Source organism: Kitasatospora sp. NPDC004240, from assembly GCF_053603215.1.
Map to the genome: position 1 here is coordinate 1 of NZ_JBSGFD010000243.1, position 11,418 is coordinate 11,418.

The 11,418-nt window shown below is 73.2% G+C and carries 11 protein-coding genes; 7 read left to right on the forward strand and 4 right to left on the reverse strand.

The window, feature by feature from the left end:
• The first annotated feature begins 295 nt into the window (after window positions 1-295).
• The 5 genes from ACWEQL_RS37265 to ahcY all read left to right on the forward strand — a co-directional run bounded on the left by ACWEQL_RS37265 (window position 296) and on the right by ahcY (window position 6,183).
• On the forward strand, window positions 296-1,678 hold the full coding sequence (locus ACWEQL_RS37265; RefSeq protein WP_452155169.1) for a phosphomannomutase/phosphoglucomutase: 1,383 nt from the start codon (window positions 296-298) through the stop codon (window positions 1,676-1,678).
• A 117-nt stretch (window positions 1,679-1,795) separates the two neighbouring features.
• Window positions 1,796-1,978, forward strand: coding sequence for a Trm112 family protein (locus tag ACWEQL_RS37270; RefSeq protein WP_452155149.1), 183 nt, complete (start codon window positions 1,796-1,798; stop codon window positions 1,976-1,978).
• Window positions 1,979-2,053: 75 nt separating this feature from the next.
• Complete coding sequence (locus tag ACWEQL_RS37275; RefSeq protein ID WP_452155151.1) at window positions 2,054-3,292, forward strand: SIS domain-containing protein; 1,239 nt, start codon at window positions 2,054-2,056, stop codon at window positions 3,290-3,292.
• A 122-nt stretch (window positions 3,293-3,414) separates the two neighbouring features.
• Window positions 3,415-4,389 (forward strand): cation diffusion facilitator family transporter, encoded by a 975-nt coding sequence (locus ACWEQL_RS37280; RefSeq protein WP_452155153.1) that lies wholly within the window; start codon window positions 3,415-3,417, stop codon window positions 4,387-4,389.
• A 345-nt stretch (window positions 4,390-4,734) separates the two neighbouring features.
• Window positions 4,735-6,183, forward strand: coding sequence for an adenosylhomocysteinase (gene ahcY, locus ACWEQL_RS37285; RefSeq protein ID WP_452155155.1), 1,449 nt, complete (start codon window positions 4,735-4,737; stop codon window positions 6,181-6,183).
• An 85-nt stretch (window positions 6,184-6,268) separates the two neighbouring features.
• Here ahcY and ACWEQL_RS37290 read toward each other — a convergent pair whose 3' ends face one another.
• Together ACWEQL_RS37290 and ACWEQL_RS37295 are read right to left on the reverse strand one after the other, a co-directional pair.
• A complete protein-coding gene (locus ACWEQL_RS37290; RefSeq protein WP_452155157.1) occupies window positions 6,269-7,396 on the reverse strand; it encodes a hypothetical protein in 1,128 nt (375 codons plus the stop codon).
• Window positions 7,393-7,905, reverse strand: coding sequence for a SigE family RNA polymerase sigma factor (locus tag ACWEQL_RS37295; protein WP_452155159.1), 513 nt, complete (start codon window positions 7,903-7,905; stop codon window positions 7,393-7,395). The genes ACWEQL_RS37290 and ACWEQL_RS37295 overlap by 4 nt, the downstream gene beginning before the upstream one ends.
• 118 nt (window positions 7,906-8,023) lie before the next feature.
• Here ACWEQL_RS37295 and ACWEQL_RS37300 point away from each other — a divergent pair, with 118 nt between their 5' ends.
• Window positions 8,024-8,656, forward strand: coding sequence for a hypothetical protein (locus ACWEQL_RS37300; RefSeq protein ID WP_452155161.1), 633 nt, complete (start codon window positions 8,024-8,026; stop codon window positions 8,654-8,656).
• An 85-nt stretch (window positions 8,657-8,741) separates the two neighbouring features.
• On the opposite strand, the gene ACWEQL_RS37305 is transcribed toward ACWEQL_RS37300, so the two are convergent.
• Window positions 8,742-9,737 (reverse strand): RDD family protein, encoded by a 996-nt coding sequence (locus ACWEQL_RS37305; protein ID WP_452155163.1) that lies wholly within the window; start codon window positions 9,735-9,737, stop codon window positions 8,742-8,744.
• Window positions 9,738-10,023: 286 nt separating this feature from the next.
• Between ACWEQL_RS37305 and ACWEQL_RS37310 the strand changes: the two genes are divergently transcribed.
• Window positions 10,024-11,028 carry a stage II sporulation protein M gene (locus ACWEQL_RS37310; protein ID WP_452155165.1) on the forward strand — a complete coding sequence of 335 codons (1,005 nt, stop codon included), beginning with the start codon at window positions 10,024-10,026 and terminating at the stop codon, window positions 11,026-11,028.
• Between the two features lie 132 nt (window positions 11,029-11,160).
• Here the strand turns inward: ACWEQL_RS37310 and ACWEQL_RS37315 are convergent.
• The coding region (locus tag ACWEQL_RS37315) for a hypothetical protein (RefSeq protein ID WP_452155167.1) at window positions 11,161-11,418 on the reverse strand (258 nt) is incomplete at its 5' end.

Sequence of the window (11,418 nt, forward strand, 5' to 3'; positions counted from 1 at the left end):
GCCTTCGGCCGGGAGGTGCCCCCACCGCATGGACTCCTCCCCCAGCCTCCGGCCGGGAGGTGCCCCCACCTCCGCCTTGCGATGCACGCACCCAGCCGCCGCGGCCTGATCCGACCTGATCCACAAGACAGACCCTGGCCCCGCCCCGACCGCGCCTCCTCCGAGTTCCCACCCCTGCCGTTTCCCGCCCCCGGGTACGCTGCCCCCCGTCGGGTGCGGGCCGTGCCGCGCCCCGACGTATCGTGACCAGGGGCACCAGCCCGACGATCAGACACAGACCAGGGTGGAAACCGCAGTGCGCGACCTCAAGCAGCTCGTGAAGGCGTACGACGTCCGGGGCGTCGTGCCGGACCAGTGGGACGAGGGCCTCTCGCGGGCCTTCGGCGCAGCGTTCGTCAAGGTCACCGGGGCGTCCGCGATCGTGGTCGGCCACGACATGCGGCCCTCCTCGCCGTCGCTGAGCCGGGCCTTCGCCGAGGGCGCCGCCGCGTACGGTGCCGACGTCGTCGAGATCGGGCTCTGCTCGACCGACCAGCTGTACTACGCCAGCGGCAAGCTCGACCTGCCCGGCGCGATGTTCACCGCCAGCCACAACCCGGCCGAGTACAACGGCATCAAGCTCTGCCGCGCCGGCGCCGCCCCGGTCGGCCAGGACACCGGCCTCGCCGAGATCCGCGAGCTGGTCGAGTCCTGGACCGCCGAGGACGACACGGTCACCGTCCCCGCCGTCGACGCCGAGCCCGGCGCCCTCTCCACCCGGGAGACCCTGCGCGGCTACGCCGACCACCTGCTCGGCCTGGTCGACCTCACCGCGATCCGCCCGCTCAAGGTGGTCGTGGACGCCGGCAACGGCATGGGCGGCCACACCGTGCCGACCGTCTTCGAGGGCCTGCCGCTCGACCTCGTCCCGATGTACTTCGAGCTGGACGGCACGTTCCCCAACCACGAGGCCAACCCGCTCGACCCGAAGAACCTGGTCGACCTCCAGGCGAAGGTCCGCGAGACCGGCGCCGACATCGGCCTCGCCTTCGACGGCGACGCCGACCGCTGCTTCGTGGTCGACGAGCGCGGCGAGCCGGTCTCCCCGTCCGCCATCACCGCGCTGGTCGCCGCCCGCGAGATCGCCCGCGCCCGGGCCGCCGGCGAGGACGAGCCGACCATCATCCACAACCTGATCACCTCGTGGACCGTCCCCGAGGTGGTCCGCGAGCTCGGCGGCACCCCGGTGCGCACCCGCGTCGGCCACTCCTTCATCAAGCAGGAGATGGCCGTCACCGACGCCGTCTTCGGCGGTGAGCACTCCGCGCACTACTACTTCCGCGACTTCTGGCGCGCCGACACCGGCATGCTCGCCGCGCTGCACGTGCTGGCCGCCCTCGGCGGGCAGGACGGCACGCTCTCCGCGCTCACCGCCGAGTACGACCGCTACGCCGCGTCCGGCGAGATCAACAGCACCGTCGCCGACCAGGCCGGGCGCTCCGCCGCCGTGAAGGCCGCCTACGCCGTCGAGGGCACCACCGTCGACGAGCTGGACGGCCTCACCGTGGCCGGCCCGGACTGGTGGTTCAACCTGCGCGCCTCCAACACCGAGCCGCTGCTGCGCCTCAACGTCGAGGCCAAGGACCCGGCCCGGATGGCCGAGCTGCGCGACGGCGTTCTGGCCGTCGTCCGCGCCTGAGCCCACCCGGCTCCCGGGCCCGCGCCCGACGCGAGCCGCGCACCGCCCCGGCCGGTAGTGTTGCCACCGGCCGGGGCACCGGCGTGCCCCACCCCCGAGTTCTGGAGCCCGACACCCATGAAGCTGGAATCCTTCCTGCTGGAGATCCTGGTCTGCCCCCAGTGCCGGGCCGCGCTCACCGAGGGCGGTACCGAGGACGCCCCCGAGCTGGTCTGCACCGGTGAGGGCTGCGGCCTGGCGTACCCGGTCCGCGACGGCATTCCGGTCCTGCTGGTGGACGAGGCCCGCCGCCCCGCCTGATCCTTGGGGACGGATCCATCGGGACGGGATCCCCAGGGACGCCAGTCCGCACCCGATCGGCCGGAGGCCTGCCGCATGCTCGACGACACCCTGCTCGACGACCCGGCCGCCCTCCAGCGCGCCGACCGCGACCGGGCCCTGCTCGCCCTGGCCGGCTCCGGCGCCCGGGTCCGGACCGCGCTGCGCCTCGCCGACGCGGCCGGCCTCGCCGAGCTGCGTCCCGACGGCCGGCCGCGGGCGATCATGGTGGCCGGCCACGGCAGCGCGCTGACCGCCGGCGAGGTGCTCGCCGCACTGGCCGGCACCGGCAGCCTGATCACCCCGCTGCCGCCGGTCGACGCCAGGCCCGTCCCGCGGGTCGACCGCGGCGTCACCCCGGCCTTCACCGCCGGTCTCGAATGGCAGCTCCCCGGCTGGGCCGGCCCGCTCGACCTGCTGGTCGTCAGCTCCGCCGACGGCGGCGAGCAGGGCCTGGTCTCGCTCGCCGAGCAGGGGTACGCGCGCGGCTGCGCGATCGTGATCACCTCGCCGGCCGGCAGCCGGCTCGCCGAGGCCGCCCTCCAGGTGCGGGCCCTGCCGCTGCCGTACGTGCCGACCGACCTGCCGGAGCCCGAGCCCGGGTACGCCGAGCGGCCCGCCGAGCCCGACCTGCCGGCCGAGGACCCGGCCGCGCTCTGGGCCCACCTGACCCCGCTGCTGGCGCTGACCGAGAAGCTCGGCGTCACCCAGCTCCCGGCGGGCTCGCCGGCCCTCACCGCCGACCTGCTGGACGAGACCGCGGTGCGCTGCCGCCCGGACGCCGCCGCGTACACCAACCCGGCCAAGGGCCTGGCCGCCCGGCTGGCCGGCACCGTCCCGCTGCTGTGGGCCGAGGGCCCGGTGGCCGGCGCCGTCGCCACCCGCTTCGCCGCCCGGCTCGCCGACCGCGCCGGGCGCCCCGCGCTGGCCGGCCAGCTGCCGCAGGCGCTCACCGCGCACCGCGGCATGTTCACCGGCCAGCTCGGCGCCGGCGCCGACCCGGACGACTTCTTCCGCGACCGCGTCGAGGAGCCCGACCCGCTGCACCTCCAGGTCCTGCTGCTGCGCCACACCCCGGGCCGGCCGGGCGGCGAGGAGGGCCCGTTCGAGGTGCCCGCCGACGACGAGCAGCCGCGCGGCCACGCCACCACCCGGGCGCACCGGCTGGCCGCCGCCCACGACGTCCGGCTCTCCGAGTACGCCAGCGCCCGCCCGGACCCGCTGCACGCGCTCGCCGAGCTGGTCGCGCTGACCGACTTCGCCGCCGTCTACCTGGGGCTCGCGGCGCAGTCGTGACCCGCGGGGCCGCGGGGGCCCGTGCCACGGGATCACGGGAGCGCCGGGGCGGGATACGGTATGCGGTCGACAGCACAGCGTCCGGCCGCACCACCGGCCCCGGCGGAGGGACCCTCCCGAGCATGAGCACCGAAGGCGGTACCAAGGCACTGGTCGCGGCCCTGTCCGCGAACGTGGGGATCGCGATCGGCAAGTTCGTCGCCTTCGCGTTCTCCGGCTCCTCCTCGATGCTCGCCGAGGGCGTGCACTCGCTCGCCGACTCCGGCAACCAGGTGCTGCTGCTGGTCGGCGGCAAGCGCTCGCAGCGCGCCGCCACCGAGGAGCACCCCTTCGGGTACGGGCGCGAGCGGTACGTCTACGCCTTCCTGGTGTCGATCGTGCTGTTCAGCGTCGGCGGCATGTTCGCCGTCTACGAGGGCTACGAGAAGATCGCCCACCCGCACGAGCTGGAGGACTGGTACTGGCCGATCGGCGTGCTGGTCTTCGCCATCGCGCTGGAGTCCTGGTCCTTCTTCACGGCCTACCGCGAGGCGGCCAAGGACAAGGGCGGCCACGGCTGGTCCGCGTACATCCGCCGGGCCAAGGCCCCCGAGCTGCCGGTGGTCCTGCTGGAGGACACCGGCGCGCTGATCGGTCTGGTGCTGGCGCTGTTCGGCGTCGGCCTGACCGTGATCACCGGTGACGGCGTCTGGGACGGTGTCGGCACGCTCTGCATCGGCCTGCTGCTGATCGCCATCGCGCTGGTGCTGGCCCTGGAGACCAAGTCGCTGCTGATCGGCGAGTCCGCCCACGAGGAGGTGGTCGGGGAGATCCGCGACGCCCTCGTCGACCACGACACCGTCACCGGCGTGATCCACATGCGCACCATGCACCTCGGCCCCGAGGAGCTGCTGGTCGCGGCCAAGATCGCGGTCAACGCCGAGGACACCGCCGAGCAGGTCGCCCGGGCCATCGACTCCGCCGAGGCGCGGGTGCGCCGCGCCGTGCCGATCGCCCGTGCCATCTACCTGGAACCGGACATCTACAGCGCCGAGAAGGCCGCCCTGGGCGACGACCCGAACGCCACCCCCGGCGGCCCCGGCCCGGCCGCCCACTGACCCTCCGGCGCCGCCGCCGGGCCCGTTCCCGAAGCCGCCCGGCGGCGCGTCGCGGCCGCCCGGCGCCGACCGGAATTGGGCCGTGAACGCCCGTCCGCGGGGGCCGTCGGTGTAGATTCGTCTGGCAGAGCCAAACGTCGCTGCTGATGGCGGTCGATCGGCGCTCCCGCCCCCGGCGGGTCGTACCGGTCGAGGGAGAGAGGTCCTCCGACGGATTGTGCCGCGCAGCGGGAGCCTGCCCTCCACCGGGCCGGGCCACCCCGGCGACGCCGCGTACCCGTGCGGCCCGCCGTGCTGCGACGCACACCGGACCTTGGCACCACCCCATCAGCGAGGAGCAGACGCATGTCGACCGACATCACCGGTGACTTCAAGGTCGCCGACCTTTCCCTGGCGCCGTTCGGCCGCAAGGAGATCCAGCTGGCCGAGCACGAGATGCCCGGCCTGATGTCCATCCGCGCGGAGTACGCGGCCGCCCAGCCGCTGGCCGGCGCCCGCATCACCGGCTCGCTGCACATGACCGTGCAGACCGCCGTGCTGATCGAGACCCTGACGGCCCTCGGTGCCGAGGTCCGCTGGTGCTCCTGCAACATCTTCTCCACCCAGGACCACGCCGCCGCCGCCGTCGCGGTCGGCCCGGAGGGCACCCCGGAGAACCCGCAGGGCATCCCGGTGTTCGCCTGGAAGGGCGAGACGCTGGAGGAGTACTGGTGGTGCACCGAGCAGGCGCTGACCTGGCCGGACGGCCAGACCCCGAACATGATCCTGGACGACGGCGGTGACGCCACCCTCCTGATCCACAAGGGCGTCGAGTTCGAGAAGGCCGGTGCCGCGCCGGACCCGTCCACCGCCGACAACGACGAGTTCCGCATCATCCTGGAGCTGCTCAACCGCACGCTCTCGGAAACCCCGAACAAGTGGACCGAGGTCGCCGCCACCATCAAGGGCGTCACCGAGGAGACCACCACCGGTGTCCACCGCCTGTACGAGATGCACCGCGACGGCAACCTGCTGTTCCCGGCCATCAACGTCAACGACTCGGTCACCAAGTCGAAGTTCGACAACAAGTACGGCTGCCGCCACTCGCTGATCGACGGCATCAACCGCGCCACCGACGTCCTGATCGGCGGCAAGGTCGCGGTCGTCTGCGGCTACGGCGACGTCGGCAAGGGCTGCGCCGAGTCGCTGCGCGGCCAGGGCGCCCGCGTCATCGTCACCGAGATCGACCCGATCTGCGCCCTGCAGGCGGCGATGGACGGCTACCAGGTCGCCACCCTGGAGGACGTCGTCGAGACGGCCGACATCTTCATCACCACGACCGGCAACAAGGACATCATCCTGGCCTCCCACATGGCGCGGATGAAGCACCAGGCCATCGTCGGCAACATCGGCCACTTCGACAACGAGATCGACATGGCCGGCCTGGCCCAGCTGCCCGGCGTGGTGAAGACCGAGGTCAAGCCGCAGGTCCACGAGTGGCGCAAGGCCGACGGCCGCACCATCATCGTCCTCTCCGAGGGCCGCCTGCTGAACCTGGGCAACGCGACCGGCCACCCGTCCTTCGTGATGTCCAACTCCTTCGCGAACCAGACGATCGCCCAGATCGAGCTGTTCACGAAGACCGAGCAGTACCCGATCGGCGTCTACGTGCTGCCGAAGCACCTGGACGAGAAGGTCGCCCGCCTCCACCTGGACGCGCTGGGCGTCAAGCTCACCACCCTGACCCAGGACCAGGCCGACTACATCGGCGTCCCGGTCGACGGCCCGTACAAGGCGGACCAGTACCGCTACTGATCACGGCCGCGCCGGTGGGCGTGCACGCGTGAAGGAGGCCGGCTCCCCCCGTGGGAGCCGGCCTCCGGCGTTCGTACGCCCTGCCTCAGCGCAGCACGTCGGTGGTCCAGGTGTCGACCTCGGGGCCGGTGATGTGGACGTGCTCGGCCAGGAACTTGGCGAGCCCGCCCAACTGCTCCAGCTCCGGCAGCACCTTCCCGCCGGTCCCGGCGCAGATCCTCAGGCCCTGCTCGACCCGGCAGAGCGGCGGGTTCGGGTCGGCGTACGTCGGATCGCCGTCGATCTCGGGAGAGGGATTGGGCACCGGGATGTCCGGGTGGACGCTCACCGAGACGGTCTTCGTCCGCGGGTGCGCCGTCGGGTCCTCGCTCGGGATCGTGAACATCACCCACACGTCCCAGGGCCACTCGGGGGTTCCGGACGGCCGCGACAGCGTCACGTCGTCCGCCTTGAACGTCGCGGGCAGGCCGGAGAACCAGAGCGGGATCGGGACGTCCGTCCTGCCGTACGTGACGCCCTCGGCCACCTTGAGCAGCGTCTCCCGGGAGAGGTCGTCGGGCTTGCCCCCGTAGGCCTGGATCTCCGCCCAGCGGCCCGACGGCGTCAACCAGCGCAGGTACTGGTCGCCGGTGTAGTCGGGCCGGTCGGCCTTCAGGAAGTAGGCCGACCGCCCGTTGACCGGCGGGGCCGGTGTCCGGGTGACCGTGACCCCCTGCTGCGGCTGGCTGGGCGGCTCCTGCCCGGCCGGGTACAGCGAGAGGATCATCCGTGCGGCGCGGTCGCCCTTCCCGGAGGCCCAGGCGGAATCACCGTGGTAGCCGACCTGGTAGCCGACGCCGCTCTCGCCGTTCACCCACTCCGGCAGCCAGCCGAACCTGACCTCGGTGGTCAGCGGGTCGACCTTGGCGTGGCCCGCGCCGCCCTTCGCGGGCGTGCTCGCCGCCGGGCTCGGCGACGGCGCGGCGACCTGGGCGGCCGGGGGGACGACGGTGGTGCCGGCGGAGGCCGACTGCAGCATCAGCGAGCCGGTCACCACCAGCGCGGTGACCGCGGCCACCGAGCCGATCGCGGCCCGCCGGCGACGGCGCAGTCGGGCCCGGCCGCGGGCCAGTGCCACGCGGGGGTCCAGGGCGGATGCCGGGGCCGGCTCCTCGGCCAGGGCGGCCAGTTGCTCGGCCAGGTCCGGGTGGTCGTGGTGCTCGTCGGTGGTCATGACGTCCTCTCGGCGGCGACGGGGCGAACGGTGAGCGTGTTGCGCAGGGCGTCCAGACCGCGCGAGGTCTGGCTCTTGACGTTGCCGGACGAGCAGCCCAGGGCCTCGGCGGCCTGCTCGACGGTCAGGTCGCAGTAGTAGCGGAGCACCACGGTGGCCCGCTGGCGCGGCGGCAGCGCGGCCAGCGCCTGGCGCAGGTCCAGCGAGACGTCCAGGTCGACGCTCGCCGAGGCGACGTCCGGCTCGACCTCGGCCCGGGCCCTGCGGCGCCACCAGGGCGTGCGCTGCTCCGCCAGGAAGGTGTTCACCAGCACCTTGCGCGCGTAGCCGTCGAGATTGTCGACCCGGTCCATCCGCGGCCAGTTCACGTACAGCTTGGTGACGCTCTCCTGAACCAGGTCGTCCGCGCGATGCCAATCCCCGCACAGCAGATAGGCGACCTTGCGCAGCCAGCCGCCCCTGGAGGCCACGTACTCCGTGAACTCCGCGTCGCGTGCCTGCTTCGCCATTCCCGCCCCCCTCCCTCGAACCCGTGGCGCTCCGAAGGCGCCGTCCGACCCCCTGATGCGAGCACCGGAACGGAAGGTTGCACGCGGACCACCGATCCGCCGCACATAGGCTTCGGGCATGCCCAACGGCCGGTACTCGCTCCACGACACCCATGACCACGTGCTCCTCGGCGAGGAGCGCTTCAGCTGCGCCCCCGGCCCGGCCGGCTGGCGGTACGTCTCCAAGACGTACGCGCCGGACGGCAGCGTGCTCGGCACGGTCGACCTCACGCTGGACTCGCGCAGCCGTCCGCTGCGGATGGAGCTGAGGGCGGGCGGCTGGCAGGTGCGCGGCGGGGCCGTCGACGGGGTGGCCTGGGTGCGCACGGACGCGGCCGACCCGGGCGGGGAGTCGGCCGCCGAGGGCCACGACCGCGCGCACGGCTTCACCGGCCGCTCGCCGGCCTTCCTGGTCGCCACCGCCCGGCTGCTGCGGCTGAGCCCGGGCGCGAGCACGCGGGTGCGGCTGGTGGAGTTCAGCGATCCGGTGCTGGCGCCGCGCACCCTCGACCAGGGATGGCTGCTGGAGGGCGTCGACACGCACGCGACCGACTCCGGGCCGCTGCTGGTGGAGCGCTACCAGGTCGCCGACCTGGAGACCGGCGAGCAGCGGGTGGTGCACCTGGCGGGGGACGTGGTGCTGGCCGCCGGGGGCATCGAGCTGGAGGAGCTGGAGTCGCCGCCGAACGCCTGGCCGGAGTTCGGCGGCTGAGGTGCCGACCGTCGGGGCCCGGGTGCCGGGGCCCCGATTGCCGGAGGCGCGCGTCAGGCGGGTGGGGCGTCGGGCGGGCCGTGTGTCAGGCGGGCGGGGCGAAGCCGGTCGAGGCGGCCGGCGGCGGAGTGCTCGGGGACGGGGCGGCCGGCTTCGGGGCCACGGCGGGCATCGGCGCGGTGGTGAGCGGGGAGAGCTCGCCGTCCGGCGCCGCGGGAACGGCGACGGGAGCGATCGGGGGCGCGTACGGGCCGCCCTGGGGGACGGAGTGCGGCACGGCCTGTGCGGCCTGTGCCGCCTGTGCCGCCTGCTGGGCGGCGAAGCCCTGCGCCCGGGCCCACTCGCGCCGCTGGCGCTCGACCAGCACCGCGCCCAGGTAGCCCGCCGGGTGCAGCCCGTACGGGACCGGGTGCCCGGTGTGGGCGGCGAGGTCGCCGGCGAGTCGCGCGGACAGCTCGTGCGCCACCGGCTGGTCGAGCTCGCCGATCCGGCCGAGCAGCTGGCGGATCGCCAGCCAGAGCGGCTCCGGTACCGCCGACAGATCGAGCGAGACCAGCTCGCCGGACATCGCCTGGAGCAGCTGCGGCGGCACCGGCGGCAGCGCGGGGCCCGACTTCCCGCCCGGTACGCGCTCACGGACCACCATCGTCCCCGCGAACAGGTCGCCGAGCCGCTTGCCCTGCGGCGACACCGCGGAGGAGATCACCGCGGGCACCCCGCCCAGCACGTTGATCTCGAAGAACCCGGTGATCCCGCGGACCAGCGAGTGCCGGAACCGCACCGGCCCGCCGTCGCCGCGCACCACCCGCAGGCCGAACACGGCCTTGCCGAGCGAGCGACCGCGGCTGAGAGTCTCGACGATGACGGGCACCGCCACGAGGAAGAACACCATCAGCCCGAGTGTCAGCGCGGCGAAGGCGGCGTCGTCGAGGTCGGTGAGGGTGAAGCCCAGGACGATCGCGGTCACCGCCAGCCCGGCGAACTCCACGAACAGGTCCATCAGTACCGCCAGCGCCCTGCTGGGAAGCTTCGCCGTGCGCAGGCCGAGGACGACCGCCTCACCCGTCACCAGGTCGCTCAAGACACCCGTCCGTTCCAGTCCGTGGGCCGTGCGGGGGTTCTCGGTCCGGATCCCGCCCCCGTGATCCCGTCCATCTGCAGTCGTCAACATACGGTGCCCGCCTCCCGCACCGGAAGGGAGGTCGGTACCTCCGGCGGTCCCCTCCGGGCCCGGCCCGCCGGGCACGGTATCCCCGGTGAGCGCCGGGGCGTCCTCTGGCATGCTGGGCCCGCACCAGCCCGCACGCATCCGAATTTCCCGCGCGCCCGCATTTCCCGCGTGCCCGCGCCGACCATGGAGCCGCCGAATGGACCTGGACGTCTTCGTCGCAACCCACCAGGGGGAGTGGGCCCGGCTGGACGCCCTCGCCCGACGACGCCGGCTCAGCGGCGAGGAGGCCGACGAACTCGTCGCCCTGTACCAGCGCGCCACCGGACACCTGGCCAAGGTGCAGGCCGCCGCGCCCGACCCCACCCTGGAGGGCCGGCTCACCTCCCTGGTCTCCCGGGCCCGCGACGCGGTGACCGGCACCCGCACCAGCGGCTGGCGCGACGTCGGCCGCTACTTCCTGGTGAGCTTCCCGGCCGCGCTCTACCGTTCGCGCCGCTGGTGGATACCGATCGCGGTGCTGTCGCTGCTCGTCGCGTCCCTGGTCGCCTGGTGGGTGGCCAACCACCCCGAGGTCCGCAACAGCCTCGCCTCCCCGGCCGCGATCCGGGAGATGACCCGGCCCGGCGGTGACTACGAGGCGTACTACTCGGACCGGCCCGCCAGCTCCTTCGCGGCCCAGGTCTGGACGAACAACGCCTGGATCGCCGTGCTCTGCCTGGTCTCCGGCATCGTGCTCGGCCTCCCGATCATCTACATCCTCTGGCAGAACGTCCTGAACCTGGGCGTCGCCCTCGGCCTGATGGCCTCGGCGGGCCGGCTCGACCTCTTCCTCGGCCTGCTCCTGCCGCACGGCCTGCTGGAGCTGACCGCCGTCTTCGTCGCCGCCGGCCTGGGCCTGCGTCTCGGCTGGACGGTCATCGACCCGGGACCGCGCACCCGCGCGACCGCGATCGCCGAGGAGGGCCGCGCCATCGTCGGCATGTCGATGGGCCTGGCCGTCGTCCTCGCCGTCTGCGGAATCCTGGAGGCCTTCGTGACCCCCTCCGGCCTCCCCACCTGGGCCCGCATTTCCATCGGCGCCGTCGCGGAGATCGCTTTCCTGCTCTACGCCCTGGTGCTGGGCCGCAAGGCCGCCGCGGCCGGCGAGGTCGGCGACCTGGAGGCGGCCGACCGGGCCGACCTGCAGCCCGTCGCGGCCTGACGGTGGTCAGCGGCAGGCCGCTGACCTGCTAGTCTTCTCGCATCCCGGAAAGACCATTGACGTGGCCCGGATGGGCTAGTAGATTCGAACGGTTGGGTCTGACTGGACAACAGTCGGCCCCGGGCGTACTGTCTACGACAGCGCCGGATCGAGGCGAGCGCGTTCACGAATGCGTGCCCGATGAGGTAAATCCCGGAACTGAGCACACCGAAAGCTTTGATAAGCTTCGGAGCGAAGTTGAAGGAAATCCCGCCAGCGGGAATTCGGAGAAACGAAGCCGGTTAAACCGGCCGAGAACATCTGATAAGCTGGTAACACGAAAGAACGAAGCGCCCGGAGGGCCCGCTGGAAGGCGGTCCGAAGGAAGTGTCCGTTCCTTGAGAACTCAAC